This is a genomic window from Thalassovita sp., from assembly GCF_034670005.1.
Taxonomy (GTDB): Bacteria; Pseudomonadota; Alphaproteobacteria; order Rhodobacterales; family Rhodobacteraceae; genus Thalassobius.
This window is the reverse complement of record NZ_JAXMOH010000010.1, coordinates 54,193-69,854: the sequence shown is the minus strand read 5'-3', so window position 1 is coordinate 69,854 and position 15,662 is coordinate 54,193. Positions and strand designations below refer to the sequence as shown.

The following is a 15,662-nucleotide window of genomic DNA, read 5'->3' as shown; positions in this document are numbered from 1 at the left end:
GTGCTAGGGTCAAGTCCCACCAGAAAAGGCTTTGCATGGAACAGATCGAAGAAAAAATGGCCCACCTGACCCGAACCGTCGACGATCTGTCCGATATCGTCGCCCGGCAGCAGCGGGAAATCGACGTGCTGACCCGGCGGGTGGCGATGCTGATGCAACGTGAAGCGGAACGCGAAGCCGATGCCGGATCGCATATTTTCACAGGTCAGGAACAACCGCCGCATTATTGATCCCCGCGCGCCCGGATTCCGCAAAGTCCTTACGTCAGAAGGTTCAGACCTCTTCGACCTCCATCACGCCTTCAAGGCTTTTCAGTGCGCCTTTGATCTGCGGGTTGACCGGGAATTCCTGGCCCAGATCAATCTCGACTTCTCCCGGCAAGCCTTGGTTCATCAGGCAGAAATAGACCGGCCCGCGCCCGGCCGTGGGCACCGTCTGTGCCGCTGATCCAAGCACCGAAGCGACGCTGGGAATAGCGGCTGCATCATCGACAAAAATCCGCAGCCCGGAACTTCCCGCATCGGCCACGATCGTGTCCATCGGTGCGACAGACCGGCCCATCGGGTCGAACTGGCCCTCGTTGAACCGTGCCTCCAGCGTCATCACCACTTGGTTGGTCTGATCGAAAACGGCCCGTACCCGGTCGAAATCTTCGGGGAACATCACCATGCCGCTGACCTGACCAGTCGGGTCCGAAATGTTCATGCGGAAAAAACGGGTGCCGCGCCCGGATTTACGTTCCTGCAGCCCCGACACCAGCACACCGACCCGTTCGATGGCAGCCCCGTTTTCTTCGGCCTTCAACCGCAATTGTTCCAGCGTCAGGATCTTCTTGCGCTTCAGCGCAGGCAGATAATCGTCCAGAGGATGGCCGGTCAGGTAAAACCCAACCGCCTTGTGTTCTTCGGCCAAACGTTCGGCAGGCAGCCAATCCTCGATCTTTTGAATGCGCGGTTCAGGCAGATCGTCGCCCGCTTCGCCGAACAGCGACACCTGCGACGAGGCGCGCTGTTCATGGATCGCCGCCGAATAGCCGACCAGAGAATCCAGCGCTTCGAATACCCGACGGCGATTATTGTCGAGTTGATCGAAGGCACCGGCACGGGCCAACATCTCCAGCGGCCTTTTGCCGACCCGCTTCAAATCGACCCGGCGGGCGAAGTCGAACAAGGTGACAAAGGGTTTGTCGCCACGCGCGTCGGAAATCAGTCGCACCGCTTCGATGCCGACATTTTTCAGCGCGCCCAACCCGTAGATCAGCGCCCCGTCGACCACGTCAAACGTGGGCAATGACCGGTTAATGCAGGGCGGCACGATCTCGATATCCAGCCCGCGTCGCACTTCTTCGGCATAGATCGACAGCTTGTCGGTCAGATGGATATCGCAATTCATCACACCGGCCATGAATTCGGCCGGATGGTTCGCCTTCAACCAACCGGTTTGATAGCTGACCACCGCATAGGCCGCCGCGTGCGATTTGTTGAAGCCGTAATTGGCGAATTTTTCCAGCAGATCGAAAACCTCGCTGGCCTTTTTCTTGGCGACCCCTTTTGCCGCCGCCCCGGCTTCGAATTTGGGGCGTTCGGCATCCATCGCTTCCTTGATCTTCTTACCCATCGCGCGGCGCAGCAGGTCGGCGCCACCAAGGCTGTAGCCCGCCATTTCCTGCGCAATCTGCATCACCTGTTCCTGATAAACGATGATGCCCTGAGTTTCTTCGAGGATATGGTCAATCAGGGGATGAACGGATTCACGTTCCTTCAGCCCGTTTTTCACCTGGCAATAGGTTGGAATATTCTCCATCGGGCCGGGACGATACAACGCCACCAGCGCCACGATATCCTCGATGCAGTTGGGCTTCATCTGCCGCAACGCGTCCATCATGCCCGAGCTTTCCACCTGGAACACCGCGACGGTCTTGGCACTGGCGTAGAGTTTGTAAGTCGCTTCGTCATCCAGCGGGATATGGCCGATATCGTCCACCGCCCCGTCGGGTGGATCGTAAAGCTGGGTTCCGTCCGGGCCAATATGCAGATGCCGCCCGTTCTTCTTGATCAGGTCGACGGCGTTCTGCACCACGGTCAGCGTTTTCAGGCCGAGGAAGTCGAACTTCACCAGCCCGGCCTGTTCCACCCATTTCATGTTGAACTGTGTCGCCGGCATGTCGGACCGCGGGTCCTGATACAGCGGCACCAGCCGGTCCAGCGGCCGGTCGCCGATCACCACGCCCGCCGCGTGGGTCGAGGCGTTGCGCAAAAGCCCTTCGACCTGCATGCCGTAGTTCAGCAGCCGGTCGACAACTTCTTCGTTGCGCGCCTCTTCGCGCAGGCGTTCTTCCTGCTTCAGCGCCTCGGCGATCGACACCGGCTTCACCCCCTCAACCGGGATCAGCTTGGACAGCCGGTCAACCTGGCCATAGGGCATCTGCAACACCCGCCCGATATCGCGCACCGCCGCCTTGGACAAAAGCGCGCCGAAGGTGATGATCTGCCCCACCTTGTCGCGGCCATATTTTTGCTGCACGTAGCGGATCGTTTCTTCGCGCCGGTCCATGCAGAAGTCGATGTCGAAGTCGGGCATCGACACCCGTTCCGGGTTCAGAAACCGTTCGAACAGCAGGCTGTAGCGCAGCGGGTCAAGGTCGGTAATGGTCAAAGCATAGGCCACCAGAGACCCCGCGCCCGACCCCCGGCCGGGGCCGATCGGGATGCCGTTATCCTTGGACCATTTGATGAAGTCGGCCACGATCAGGAAGTAACCCGGGAAGCCCATGCCTTCGATGATGCCCAGCTCGAAATCCAGCCGTTCCTGATATTCCTCGACCGACACTGCATGCGGGATCACCGCCAGCCGTCTCTGCAGACCTTCATTGGCCTGACGGCGCAATTCCACCACCTCGTCATCGGCGAATTTGGGCAGGATCGGATCGCGCCGATAGGTGGCAAAGGCACAACGTCGCGCGATTTCCACTGTGTTTTCAATTGCTTCCGGCAGGTCCGCGAAAAGCGCGATCATTTCTTCCTGGGATTTGAAATAATGCTGGGGTGTCAACCGGCGGCGCGGTTCGGACTGATCGACATAGGCCCCCTCGGCGATGCAGATCAGCGCATCATGCGCCTCGTACATATCCGCCTTGGGGAAATAGACATCGTTGGTGGCAACAAGGGGCAGGCCCAGATCATAGGCCATTTCCACGAAACCGCGCTCGGTCAGTTTTTCCTTTTGCGGCAGGCCATCTTCGCCCGGATGCCGCTGCAATTCGACATAAAGCCGCTGCGGATAGAGCGCCGCCAGCCGTCGCATCAGAGTTTGCGCCGCGTCGCGATTACCGGCCTGCAACAGCCGGCCCACCGGCCCGTCCGGTCCGCCCGAAAGACAAATCAGACCGGCGGAAAACTCCTGCAATTCGTCAATCGTAACCTGCGGCAACTGCCCGCCCTTGTCGACATACAGGCAGGACGAAAGCCGCATCAGGTTTTCATACCCCTCCTCGGTCTGTGCCAACAGAACCACCGGCGCAGGATCTTTCGGGCGCTCCCCCGGCGCGGCGTGTTCAAAGGTCACATCGACCTGGCAACCGACAATCGGCTGAATCCCCGCCGCCTGCGCCGATACCGAAAATTCCAGCGCCGCGAAAAGCGCGTTGGTGTCGGTCACCGCCACTGCGGGCATCCCCGCCTCGGCGCACAGCCCGGGCAGCTTTTTCAGGCGCATCGCGCCTTCCAGCAAGGAATATTCGGTATGGGTGCGAAGATGGATGAATCGGGCCGGGGTGCTCATGCTGGCATCCTATGCCAGAGCACCTCAGCCGAAAAGCCACGATCTGACTTGCAGTCGCTTTCCCCATCGGCGAGTCTGCACATATTGATCACGAACGGAGGCGGTTTTGTATTTTTCCTTTTCCAAAGAAACCGATCTGGAAATCGACCGGGTGTTGAACGTTTCTCCGATGGCGATCTGGCGCTGCTGGAGCGAACCCGACCTGCTGCAAAAATGGTTCTGCCCCAAGCCCGCGCTCGCCGAAGAGGCGCGGATCAACCCGACTCCGGGCGGCGAATTCTACACCCGACTGCGCAGCCCGAATGGCAATATAGTTGAAACCTCTGGATGCGTTCTCGCGGCCAGCCCAGCGCGACTTATGGTCATTTCCGACAGGCTCAGCCCGGGTTTCCACCCGCGCCGGTCCGGCTTTCTGACCACCGTCATCATGTTGAGCGCCGAAGTGGTCGGCACCCGCTACATTGCCCGTGCACTGCACACCACGCCTGACCAGAAAAAGAAACACGAAGACATGGGCTTTCACGATGGCTGGGGCCGCGCGATTACCCAGCTTGGCGAACTCGCTCAACAGCTCGACAGGGGCTGATCAATTTCCGGGCAACTGCCGAAGAACCGCGCAGGTGCTCCGGCTTTTTCTTGCCAAAAGATCAAAAACAGGCTTTCCTGACGTCATATTAGGGGGCCCGCACGTTTTCTACGCCGCATCGAAGACGCGCTGAACGGGTGAATAGAGACTGGTAAGGCGGCGGGTTTATTCACATGAATGTCACCTTTCTTCTGAATGGAGAGAGCGTGGAGCTGCGCGGCGTATCCGCCACCGCGACGCTGCTCGACTGGCTGCGCGACGCGCGTGGCCTGACCGGCACCAAGGAAGGCTGCAACGAAGGCGATTGTGGGGCCTGCACCGTGATGGTGCAGGACGAAGACGGCGCAAGAGCCTTGAACGCCTGCATCCTGTTGCTGCCCCAGATCAGCGGCAAATCGGTCCGCACCGTCGAAGGCATCTCTGGCCCTGATGGTCAGCTGCATCCCGTACAGCGGGCAATGATCGACCACCACGGATCGCAATGCGGCTTCTGCACCCCGGGTTTCATCACCTCGATGGCCACCGCGCATCTCAATGCTGACAGCGATCATGCCACCGCGCTGGCGGGTAACCTGTGCCGTTGCACCGGCTATGCCCCGATCCTGCGCGCCGCAAAAGCCGCCAGCGAAGAACCGGTTCCGGACTGGCTGTCTGGTTTCAGCTTGGCCGAAATGCCCGTAGGGGAAGTGACGGGCAACCAGCCCCCGACCACCGGTGCCACGGTGCAGCCCGAAACCGCCGATGATCTGGCGCAATGGTACGCAGCCAATCCCGACGCCACGTTGATTGCCGGGGCCACCGATGTCGGTCTCTGGGTCACCAAGCAAATGCGCGATCCGGGCCCTGTCGCCTTCTTGAACCGCTGCCGCGACCTGCAACGGATCGAGGAAACCGAAACCCATGTCACCCTAGGTGCGGGCGTCACCATCGCGCGGCTGATCCCGCTGATGGACCGTCTGCATCCCTCTCTGGGCGCGATGTTGCGCCGCTACGGCTCGGCGCAGGTGCGTGCTGCGGCGACGATCGGCGGCAATATCGCCAACGGGTCCCCCATCGGCGACGGCCCGCCGGCGCTGATCGCGCTTGGCGCGACCTTGCATCTTCGCAAGGGCGCTGAGCGCCGCGATATCCCGCTGGAATCCTTCTTCATCGACTATGGCAAGCAGGACCGGCAGCCGGGGGAATTCGTCGAGGCGGTTAGCTTCGCCAAATCCCCCGACCGGCTGAAATGCTACAAGCTGTCGAAACGGTTCGATCAGGACATCTCGGCGCTGTGCGGCTGTTTCAACATCACGGTCGAAAACGGCAGCGTCACGGCGGCCCAGATCGCCTTTGGCGGCATGGCGGGCATTCCCAAACGGGCCGCGCATGTCGAAGCGGCGCTGATCGGACAGCCGTGGTCCGAAGCAACCATCGTCGCCACCGCCCCGGCCTGGGACGCGGATTTCACTCCATTGTCAGATATGCGGGCCTCGGCCACCTACCGGCTCGATACGGCGCGCAACCTGCTGATGCGCTACTATCTGGAAACAGAAGGCACCGGCATCTCGGTCAAGGAGGTTCAGGCATGAGTGTTTCCTCCCCCTTGCCCCATGACGCCGCCCGCCTGCATGTGACCGGTCAGGCACGTTACATCGACGACATCCCCACGCCGCAAGGCACGCTACACTTGGCTTTCGGGCTCAGCGCCATCGCCCGGGGCCGGATCGTCTCGATGGATCTCGACGCAGTGCGGGCTGCACCGGGGGTCGTCGCGGTGCTGACCGCTTCCGATCTGCCCTTCGCCAATGACGTTTCGCCCTCGGCCCATGACGAACCGATGCTGAGCGACGGCCCCGTGCATTACCTCGGTCAGGCGATTTTCCTCGTGGTTGCTGACAGCCATCACGCGGCGAGACGCGCCGCCAGGCGCGGCGAGATTTCCTATCAGGAAGATACACCGATTCTCAGCATCGAGGACGCGCTGGCTGCCGACAGCCGGTTCGAAGAAGGCCCGCGCGTCTATGCCCGTGGCGATGCGGCTGCGGCGATCGCCGCCGCGCCGCGCCAGGTCGAAGGCGTGCTCGAACTCGGCGGGCAGGAACATTTCTATCTCGAAGGTCAGGCCGCCTTGGCGCTGCCGCAGGAAGGTGGCGATATGGTGGTGCACAGCTCCACCCAGCACCCCACCGAGATCCAGCATAAGGTGGCCGAGGCGCTTGGCATTGCGATGCATGGGGTCCGGGTGGAAACCCGCCGCATGGGCGGTGGGTTTGGCGGCAAGGAAAGCCAAGGTAACGCGTTGGCGGTATCCTGCGCGGTGGCCGCACGGCTGACCGGGCGGCCCTGCAAGATGCGCTATGACCGCGACGACGATATGATGATCACCGGCAAGCGGCACGATTTCCGCATTCGGTACCGCGCCGGGTTTGACGATCAGGGCACCGTTCTGGGGGTCGAATTCGTGCAGTTGACCCGCTGCGGCTGGGCGCAGGATCTGTCTTTGCCAGTCGCGGACCGCGCCATGCTGCATGCCGACAATGCCTATTGCCTGCCCGATATCCGCATCGAAAGTCACCGGCTGAAAACCAACACCCAAAGCGCCACCGCCTATCGCGGATTTGGCGGTCCTCAGGGAATGGTGGGGATCGAACGGGTGATGGATCATATCGCACATGAGGTGCAGCTCGACCCGGTCGAGGTGCGGCGGCGAAATTACTATGATGCGCCGACCCAGAGCTCCGCGGGGGGGGCTGCCGCCATCGATCCGGTCACTCGGACCGATGGCGTTCCCGGATCGACCCCCCGGGATATTTCTGAAAAGAAGAAAGACAATTACACGCCTTACGGTCAGCTGGTCGAGGATTTCGAGCTGTGCGGGATGACCGAGGCCTTGCTGGTCTCGTCCGATTACGCCGCGCGCAAGCGGGCGGTGGCGGAGTGGAACGCGACCAACCCCGTGATCAAGAAGGGACTGGCCTTCAGCCCGGTGAAGTTCGGGATTTCCTTTACCCTGACCCATCTCAATCAGGCCGGGGCTTTGGTTCATGTCTACCAGGACGGGTCGATCCACCTGAACCATGGTGGCACTGAGATGGGACAGGGGTTGTTCCAAAAGGTAGCTCAGGTGGCCGCCAGCCGTTTCGGCGTCGGGCTGGACGCGGTCAGGATCACCGCGACTGATACCGCGAAGGTGCCCAACACATCGGCCACCGCCGCATCATCCGGGTCCGACCTGAACGGCATGGCGGTGAAAGCCGCCTGTGATACCATCCGCGACCGCATGGCGACATTTCTGGCGCAGTTGCATCAGGCCCCGCCCGACGAAGTCCTGTTCGAAAACGGCTACGTCCAGGTCGGTGATACCGAGATACCTTTCGCAGAGGCCGCCATGCTGGCCTATGAAAACCGCATCAGCCTGTCGGCGACCGGGTTCTACAAGACCCCGAAAGTCGCCTGGGACCGGATCAAGGGCGAGGGACGGCCATTTTTCTATTTCGCCTATGGCGCTGCGGTAACCGAGGTGGCGCTGGACACGTTGACCGGGGAAAACCGTATCCTGCGCGCCGATATCCTGCATGACGCGGGCGCATCGCTGAACCCGGCGCTGGACAAGGGTCAGATCGAGGGCGGCTATGTGCAGGGCGCCGGTTGGCTGAGTTGCGAGGAACTGGTGTGGGACGACAAGGGGCGGTTGTTGACCCATGCGCCATCGACCTACAAGATCCCGGCCTTTTCAGATCAGCCGGACCTATTCAATGTCGCGCTGTGGGACGGGCAGAATCGCGAAGACACAATCTACCGTTCCAAGGCCGTGGGTGAGCCGCCCTTCATGCTGGGCATTTCGGCGTTCCTCGCCCTGAGCGATGCTGTGGCGGCTTGCGGGACAGAATACCCCGCGCTGGATGCCCCGGCGACACCGGAGCGGTTGCTGGCAGCGGTGCAGAGGCAGCGCAATGGGATTTGATCTGGACGAACTGCGGCGCGCCGTTGCCACTCACGGCCGCGTGGCCCGGGTGGTGATTGCCGGTATCAAAGGGTCGTCGCCGCGCGAAGTCGGCGCGGCGATGCTGGTCTGGGACAGCGGCCAATCGGGCACGATTGGCGGCGGTGCGCTGGAATATCAGACTGTGGCCGCGGCACGCAAAGCCCTGTCGGCGGGTCGGGATCAGCTGAGCACGCATGCGCTTGGTCCCGATCTGGGCCAATGCTGCGGCGGGCGCGTGACGCTGTGGCGCGAAGTTTATAACGCCGGGCGGCTGGCTGAGCTGAAAGACCAACCGGTCATCGCCCGGCCCACCGATGCGTCCGAACGGCCCCTTGCGGTGTCCCGTTTATTGTCTCGGGCGCGGTGCGAAGGAATCGCGCCCGAACCGCAAATGGTTCAAGGCTGGCTGGTCGAACCGGTTCACCGCCCGGCGCTGCCGGTCTGGATCTGGGGGGCGGGCCATGTTGGCCGGGCGCTGGTTTCGGTGCTGAAACCGCTGCCCGACGTCGCGCTGACCTGGGTCGATACCGGGGCCGAGAGGTTTCCCGACACCGTGCCGCAGGGCGTGACCGCAATCCCCGCCGCACAGCCCGAATTCCTGATGGCCCACGCGCCGCGCGATGCCCATCACCTGATCCTGACCTATTCTCATACGCTGGACCTGGCACTGTGCCACGCGGCGCTGACCCGGGGGTTTGACCGCGCCGGGCTGATCGGATCGGCCACCAAATGGGCGCGGTTCCGGAAACGACTGGCCGAGTTGGGACATTCTGCCCAATCCATAGGCAGGATCACCTGCCCGATTGGCGACCCGACGCTTGGGAAACATCCGCAGGCCATTGCCGTGGGTGTCGCTGCCACGTTACTAACAACCAAGGCGGGACACACCGCCCAACAGGGGGATATGACAGCGTGACGGGGACGCTTCTTTCAATCCGCGGCCTGACCAAGGCCTATCCGGGCGTCGTTGCCAATAACGACGTCTCATTCGATATTGGTGTTGGCGAGGTTCATGCCCTGCTCGGTGAGAACGGCGCCGGGAAATCGACACTGGTGAAAATGATTTATGGGCTGGTCAAGCCCGACAGCGGCGAGATGGAGTTGCATCACCTGCCCTTTGCCCCTTCCGAACCCAGCGCGGCGCGGGCAGCAGGCGTGGCGATGGTGTTCCAGCATTTTTCCCTGTTCGAAGCGCTGAACGTGGCCGAAAACATCGCGCTTGGGATGGAAAGCCCGCCAAAGATGCGCGATCTGGCCGCCCGTATCCGGGAAGTGTCGGACCTGTATGGCCTGCCTCTCGATCCCGACCGGATCGTCGGCGATCTGTCGGCCGGGGAACGCCAAAGGGTCGAGATCATTCGCTGCCTGTTGCAGGACCCCAGATTGTTGATCATGGACGAGCCGACCAGCGTCCTGACCCCGCAAGAAGTCGACATCCTGTTCAAAACCCTGCGAAAACTGTCCGCGGAAGGCACCGCGATCCTGTATATCAGCCACAAGCTGGAAGAGATTCGCACGCTGTGTGACAGCGCCACCATCCTGCGGCTGGGTCAGGTGGTCGGCACCTGCATCCCGCGCGACAGCACGGCGCGGGAAATGGCCGAAATGATGGTCGGATCCAGCCTGCATGTGCCTGAAAGCAGCGGCGGCGATATCGGGCCAGTGCGGCTGCAACTGAACAATCTGTCGGTGGCGTCACCCTCGGCCTTTGGTACGTCTTTGAAAAACATCTCGCTGGAGGTGCATACCGGCGAAGTTCTGGGGCTGGGCGGGGTTGCCGGCAATGGGCAGGATGAATTGCTGGCCGTATTGTCGGGCGAAATGATCACCGCAGCGGGCGCGGTCGTACTGGACGGTCAGCCGGTTGGAAATCTGGGACCGGTGGTACGGCGCAGACTGGGATTGCTGACAGCGCCCGAAGAACGGCTGGGTCATGCCGCCGCCCCCGATATGAGCCTGACCGAAAATGCGCTGCTGACCGGTGCGGCGCGGCAGGGGCTGGAAAACCGCGGGTTCCTGAAATGGGGCCGTGCCAAGGAATTCGCCGAAGAGATCATCGCGCGGTTCGACGTGCGCACGCCGGGTCCCGGCAACGCGGCGCGGTCGCTGTCGGGCGGAAATCTGCAAAAATTCGTCATTGGACGTGAAGTTCTGCAACGGCCCGAAGTGTTGGTTGTGAACCAACCGACATGGGGCGTGGACGCCTCGGCAGCCGCCGCGATCCGGCAGGCCCTGCTGGATCTGGCGGCGGGTGGCGCCGCAGTGGTCGTGATCAGTCAGGATCTGGACGAATTGATGGAAATCTCGGACCGGTTCGGGGCGCTGAACGAAGGCCGGTTGTCGGAAATCCGCCCGGCCAAGGGTCTGACCGTGGACGAAATTGGCCTGATGATGGGCGGTGCCCATGGCATGGAGGTGGCCCATGTGTAAGCGTTTGAAAGCAGGGTATTTTCGGAACAGTAAAAAGGAGGGCGCGGCGTGCTGAGGCTTGAAAAGCGGCCCCAGCCGTCGCAGCTGTGGACCTATGTAACGCCACTTCTGGCGGTAATCCTGACAATGATCGCGGGGGGCATCTTGTTTTCCGTTCTCGGAAAGGACCCCACGCAGGCGATCAAGACGATTTTCTGGGACCCTTTGTTTTCCGAATTTGCCTTCTATTACCGGCCGCAAATTCTGGTCAAAGGCGCACCTCTGGTGCTGATTGCGATCGGACTGTCGTTGGGGTTTCGGGCTGGCATCTGGAATATCGGCGCCGAAGGCCAGTATATCATCGGCGCGATCTGTGGCGCTGGCGTCGGGTTGGCCTTCTATCCGCTGGAAGCGTGGTACATTTTCCCGCTGATGGTAATCGCAGGGGCATTGGGCGGCTGGGCCTGGGCGATGATCCCGGCGATCCTGAAGGTGAAGTTCGGCACCAATGAAATCCTTGTCTCGCTGATGCTGGTCTATGTGGCCGAACAATTGCTGGCCTCAATGTCGCTGGGATTGCTGAAAAACCCGCAAGGTTTCGGATTTCCCGGCAGCCGCAACCTGAATGAGTATGCCAGCGCCAACAGCTGGATCAATCAGACCGTCGGCATGCATTGGGGCGTGGTCGCGGGTTTTATTGCGGTCATCTTCGCCTATATCCTGCTCAACCGGCACATGCTGGGTTTCCATATCCGGCTGACCGGCGAAGCACCGCGGGCGGCAAGGTTTGCCGGGGTGAACCCGACGCGGCTGATCCTGATCTGCCTTGGCACGTCAGGGGCGCTGGCCGGGTTGGCCGGATTGTTCGAGGTCGCCGGGCCGTCGGGACAAATCAGCATTGATTTCAATGCCGGGTATGGCTTCACCGCGATCATCGTAGCCTTTCTGGGACGGTTGCACCCGGTGGGTATTCTGCTGGCCGGTGCGTTGATGGCGCTGACCTATATCGGCGGCGATATCGCCCAGTCCAACATGGGGCTGCCATCGGCGGCAATTCAGTTGTTCCAGGGGATGTTGTTGTTTTTCCTGCTGGCGGTCGATGTATTGACCAATTACCGCATCCGGCTGAGCCGCAGAGAGGTCGCATAATGGATTTGTCTTCGATCAACCCGATCCTGCTTCTTGCCTCTTTGATCGTGGCTGCGACACCGCTGTTGCTGGCGGCAATAGGTGAATTGGTGGTGGAACGTTCCGGTGTGCTGAACCTCGGTGTCGAGGGGATGATGATCACCGGTGCAATCTGCGGCTTTGCCATTGCGGTCAATACCGGATCACCTGTGCTGGGCCTGATTGCGGCGGCTATTGGCGGCGCGGTCCTGTCGCTTTTGTTTGCGATCCTGACCCAGTTCGCGCTGGCCAATCAGGTGGCGTCCGGGCTGGCGCTGACGCTGTTCGGGCTGGGCCTGTCATCGCTGATCGGACAGGGCTACCAGGGTGTTAAACCACCCCCGTTTCCAAAACCCGATATCCCGCTGCTGTCCGATATCCCGGTTCTGGGACCGATCCTTTTCAGCCACGATTTCGTGGTCTATCTGGCCTTTTTCCTGACGCTGATCGTCTGGGCAGTGTTGAAATATTCCCGCGCTGGTCTGATCCTGCGCGCGGTGGGCGAAAACCACGATGCCGCCCATGCGCTTGGCTATAAGGTTGTGCGCATCCGGGTGCTGGCGATCATGTTCGGTGGTGCCTGCGCGGGATTGGGCGGTGCCTATATCAGCCTGATCCGGGTGCCGCAATGGACCGAAGGCATGACTTCTGGTGTTGGCTGGATCGCGCTGGCGCTGGTGGTGTTTGCCAGCTGGAAACCCTGGCGGGTGATGCTGGGCGCGGGCCTGTTCGGCGGGGTGAGCGTGTTGCAGTTGAACCTTCAGGCGGCAGGTGTTCAGTTTCCTGTTTCTTCTATCGGAGCAATCATTTTTGGATGCTCGGCTTTCGTATTGGTATTGCAGTTTAAAAACCGTAAGAGCCCCAGATCGTTCAGAAATGCGTTATTTATTGGAACCGCCTTTATTGGATTGATTTTCCAAGTAGCAACCAGGGGAATTTTCGTCCCCTTCAAGGTCGAATATCTGGCAATGTCGCCTTATCTGATTACCATTCTGGTGCTGGTCATCATGTCGGCGGACCGGTCGCGGGCACCTGCATCCTTGGGGAAAGGGTTCCATGCTGGGACTTAAACCACGTGATCCGGCCACTCAGGAATGGGTCCGGGACATTCTGGATGGCCGCGACAAGAAATTTGGGTCCTGGGTGGCGCTGGCGCTGCACGGGCTGATCGTGCTCACGGCAATCGCCTTTGCCATTTCGACCGTGCCGACGCTGCCGGACCATGCCCGGCTGGCACTGTTATGGTTCGAACGGATCGCTGTCACCGTCTTCATGTGCGAATATTTGCTGCGGGTTTTCGCCGCCAAGCACCCGCTGCACTATATTTTGTCCTTCTGGGGCGTCATCGACCTTTTGGCCTGGATGCCCAGCCTGTTCCTGACGGTCGGCGGCACCGCCGCGATCCGGCTGCTCAGACTGATGCAGATGGTTCGGATCCTCAAAGTCATCCGCTACAGCCGCGCTTTGAGGCGGCTTAGCCAGGCCTTTGTCAGCGTACATGCCGAACTGGCGTTGTTCTACATCATCGCCCTGTTCCTGATTTATATCAGTGCCGTTGGCATCTATTTCTTCGAACACGAAGCCCAGCCCGACGTGTTCACCTCGGTTCCCGCGTGCCTGTGGTGGGCCGTCATCACCCTGACAACGGTCGGCTATGGCGACGTCATTCCGATCACTCTGGGCGGCAAGCTGTTCACATCGCTGATCCTGTTCATGGGCATGGGTGTCTTTGCCGTGCCCGCCGGCGTCATCACCTCGGCTCTGGTCGGGCGTGATATCGAGGATATCGAAGAAAGCCTCGAAAAGATCGAAAGCAGCGCGGAAGAAAAAGCGTATCGGGAGCGTTTACGGCGCTCGAAAAGCAACGATTGAAATACCTGAAAACCTGAAGTTCAAAAGGAGAATCCAACATGAAAAGAAGAACTCTGCTTGCAAGCGCCGCAATGGCTCTGGGGCTGGCCACTGCCGGTATCGCGGAAGAAAAGACCAAGGTCGGTTTCATCTATGTCGGCCCCGTCGGAGATGGTGGCTGGACCTATGAACACAACCAAGCCCGGTTGGCCGTCGAGGAAAAGTTCGGCGACAAGGTCGAAACCGTGTTCGTTGAATCGGTGCCCGAAGGCCCGGATGCGGAACGGGTGATGACCCAGATGGTGCTGGAAGGCGCTGACCTGATCTTCACCACCTCTTTCGGCTACATGGATCAGACGATCAATGTGGCCAAGAAATTTCCCAACGTGAAATTCGAACACGCCACCGGCTACAAGACAGCACCAAATGTTTCGGTCTATTCCGCCCGTTTTTACGAAGGTCGCGCGGTTCAGGGCACCATCGCCGGTGAAATGACCAAATCAAATGTCGTCGGTTATATCGGGTCCTACCCGATCCCCGAAGTGATCCGCGGCATCAATTCGGCCTATATCCACGCCAAGAAGGTGAACCCGGATGTGCAGTTCAAGATCGTCTGGGCTTATACATGGTTCGATCCTGCGAAAGAGGCCGACGCGGCCAAGGTTCTGATCGAACAGGGCGCAGACGTGATTCTGCAACATACCGATTCCACCGCACCGCAGGCCGCCGCTCAGGCCGCTGGCAACGTGATCACCTTCGGTCAGGCATCGGACATGTCCGAATACGCCCCTATGCCGCGGGTCAGCTCGATCATCGACAACTGGGCCCCCTACTACATCGAACGCACCCAGGCGGTGATCGATGGCACTTGGGAAACCGTCAACACCTGGAACGGAATCGGCAAAGGTATGGTTGGCATCGGCGAGATTTCCGATGCGGTCCCGACCGAGGTGAAAGAACACGCACTGGCGTTGAAAGCATCGATCGCCAGCGGTGAATATCACCCCTTCACTGGACCCCTGAACAAACAGGATGGTACCCCCTGGCTGGCCGAAGGCGAAGTGGCCGATGACGGCACCCTGGCAGGCATGAATTTCTATGTCGAAGGAATCGAAGGCACCATTCCGCAATAAATGGGCTGGCCTTGTGATTTCGGAAAGCCCCGCCACTGTGCGGGGCTTTTCTGTCGCCGCCTTAGGGTTCCCAACGGGGAAAAACGGAAACGATTATCCGACACGATCATCCGGCCGATACGCGAGACCGGGACAAGACGACTGCAATCGGATTATACGCCTCTAACGCAGTGGGACGCTGACCCGCAATTGTACGGTTTCCAACCCCGGATTGGTGGCTTTGATATCGGCATTCGAGCGGTGATCATAGCTGACGCCAATCCGTAAACCGCTGCGGGCCTCGTATCCGATTTCAGCCCCGGAGCGGAACTCGACCGGAAACCCCACGTCAGGGCCGCCGCCCTGCGCATAAAGCCCCGGCATCAAATGCAGCTGAACATAGGCGCGGTCCTGTGCGAAATGCCCGGTCCAGACCGCACCGAACCCGATCCATGCGTCACCGTCATCGGTAATCGAGGCGCCAAAGGCGGGCTGGAACGGGCCATAGCTGCGATTTAAATCGTAGCGAACGTAAAGTTCCCGCCCGATGCTGGCGTCTTGAAACTGCACGTCGCCCCCCGACACCGCGATCCGCGCCGGTAATTGGCTTTGTGCCATGCAGCCGTCCTGACAATGGTTCATTTTCATATCGGCCAGACCGGCCAGCAGGAAGAGAACAGCAAAGGTTCCGTCCATGATCGCACTCCTTCTCGGTCGCCCAAGACTTAGAACAGGCATTTGGGAAAGTCACGACACGAAGCAGCCTCATTTGGCCAGTGACTAACCTAAA

General features: G+C 60.5%; 12 protein-coding genes. 10 read left to right on the top strand and 2 right to left on the bottom strand.

Going from position 1 to position 15,662, the window contains the following annotated elements:
- The first annotated feature begins 35 nt into the window (after positions 1-35).
- The gene (locus VOI23_RS15380) at positions 36-230 is read left to right on the top strand and encodes a SlyX family protein (RefSeq protein WP_323785820.1); all 195 of its coding nucleotides are present in this window, start codon (positions 36-38) and stop codon (positions 228-230) included.
- Positions 231-273: 43 nt separating this feature from the next.
- Here the strand turns inward: VOI23_RS15380 and dnaE are convergent, their stop codons facing one another.
- A complete protein-coding gene (gene dnaE, locus VOI23_RS15375) occupies positions 274-3,780 on the bottom strand; it encodes a DNA polymerase III subunit alpha (RefSeq protein WP_323785819.1) in 3,507 nt (1,168 codons plus the stop codon).
- 106 nt (positions 3,781-3,886) lie between these two features.
- Here dnaE and VOI23_RS15370 point away from each other — a divergent pair, with 106 nt between their 5' ends.
- The 9 genes from VOI23_RS15370 (at position 3,887) to VOI23_RS15330 (ending at position 14,893) form a co-directional block, all read left to right on the top strand.
- Positions 3,887-4,366: an SRPBCC domain-containing protein gene (locus tag VOI23_RS15370; protein WP_323785818.1), complete on the top strand. Its 480-nt coding sequence runs from the start codon at positions 3,887-3,889 to the stop codon at positions 4,364-4,366.
- 173 nt (positions 4,367-4,539) lie between these two features.
- The gene (xdhA, locus tag VOI23_RS15365; protein ID WP_323785817.1) at positions 4,540-5,937 is read left to right on the top strand and encodes a xanthine dehydrogenase small subunit; all 1,398 of its coding nucleotides are present in this window, start codon (positions 4,540-4,542) and stop codon (positions 5,935-5,937) included.
- Positions 5,934-8,312 (top strand): xanthine dehydrogenase molybdopterin binding subunit, encoded by a 2,379-nt coding sequence (gene xdhB, locus VOI23_RS15360; protein WP_323785816.1) that lies wholly within the window; start codon positions 5,934-5,936, stop codon positions 8,310-8,312. The genes xdhA and xdhB overlap by 4 nt, the downstream gene beginning before the upstream one ends.
- Entirely contained in the window at positions 8,302-9,249 is a 948-nt protein-coding gene (gene xdhC / locus VOI23_RS15355) for a xanthine dehydrogenase accessory protein XdhC (protein ID WP_323785814.1), read from the top strand. Before xdhB ends, xdhC begins: the two co-directional genes overlap by 11 nt.
- Positions 9,246-10,763: an ABC transporter ATP-binding protein gene (locus tag VOI23_RS15350; RefSeq protein ID WP_323785812.1), complete on the top strand. Its 1,518-nt coding sequence runs from the start codon at positions 9,246-9,248 to the stop codon at positions 10,761-10,763. Before xdhC ends, VOI23_RS15350 begins: the two co-directional genes overlap by 4 nt.
- Before the next feature lie 48 nt (positions 10,764-10,811).
- Entirely contained in the window at positions 10,812-11,891 is a 1,080-nt protein-coding gene (locus tag VOI23_RS15345; protein WP_323785811.1) for an ABC transporter permease, read from the top strand.
- The gene (locus tag VOI23_RS15340) at positions 11,891-12,979 is read left to right on the top strand and encodes an ABC transporter permease (protein WP_416376539.1); all 1,089 of its coding nucleotides are present in this window, start codon (positions 11,891-11,893) and stop codon (positions 12,977-12,979) included. Before VOI23_RS15345 ends, VOI23_RS15340 begins: the two co-directional genes overlap by 1 nt.
- Positions 12,966-13,781 carry an ion transporter gene (locus VOI23_RS15335; RefSeq protein ID WP_323785810.1) on the top strand — a complete coding sequence of 272 codons (816 nt, stop codon included), beginning with the start codon at positions 12,966-12,968 and terminating at the stop codon, positions 13,779-13,781. The genes VOI23_RS15340 and VOI23_RS15335 overlap by 14 nt, the downstream gene beginning before the upstream one ends.
- A gap of 38 nt (positions 13,782-13,819) precedes the next feature.
- The gene (locus VOI23_RS15330; RefSeq protein ID WP_323785809.1) at positions 13,820-14,893 is read left to right on the top strand and encodes a BMP family ABC transporter substrate-binding protein; all 1,074 of its coding nucleotides are present in this window, start codon (positions 13,820-13,822) and stop codon (positions 14,891-14,893) included.
- Positions 14,894-15,055: 162 nt separating this feature from the next.
- On the opposite strand, the gene VOI23_RS15325 is transcribed toward VOI23_RS15330, so the two are convergent.
- A complete protein-coding gene (locus VOI23_RS15325) occupies positions 15,056-15,568 on the bottom strand; it encodes an acyloxyacyl hydrolase (protein ID WP_323785808.1) in 513 nt (170 codons plus the stop codon).
- Positions 15,569-15,662: the final 94 nt, after the last annotated feature.

Coding starts and splice junctions, on each gene's coding strand:
- VOI23_RS15340 (WP_416376539.1), top strand. CDS start 11,891: ATGGATTTGTCTTCGATCAACCCGATCCTGCTTCTTGCCTCTTTGATC.
- xdhB (WP_323785816.1), top strand. CDS start 5,934: ATGAGTGTTTCCTCCCCCTTGCCCCATGACGCCGCCCGCCTGCATGTG.
- xdhC (WP_323785814.1), top strand. CDS start 8,302: ATGGGATTTGATCTGGACGAACTGCGGCGCGCCGTTGCCACTCACGGC.
- VOI23_RS15335 (WP_323785810.1), top strand. CDS start 12,966: ATGCTGGGACTTAAACCACGTGATCCGGCCACTCAGGAATGGGTCCGG.
- dnaE (WP_323785819.1), bottom strand. CDS start 3,780: ATGAGCACCCCGGCCCGATTCATCCATCTTCGCACCCATACCGAATAT.
- VOI23_RS15330 (WP_323785809.1), top strand. CDS start 13,820: ATGAAAAGAAGAACTCTGCTTGCAAGCGCCGCAATGGCTCTGGGGCTG.
- xdhA (WP_323785817.1), top strand. CDS start 4,540: ATGAATGTCACCTTTCTTCTGAATGGAGAGAGCGTGGAGCTGCGCGGC.
- VOI23_RS15380 (WP_323785820.1), top strand. CDS start 36: ATGGAACAGATCGAAGAAAAAATGGCCCACCTGACCCGAACCGTCGAC.
- VOI23_RS15325 (WP_323785808.1), bottom strand. CDS start 15,568: ATGGACGGAACCTTTGCTGTTCTCTTCCTGCTGGCCGGTCTGGCCGAT.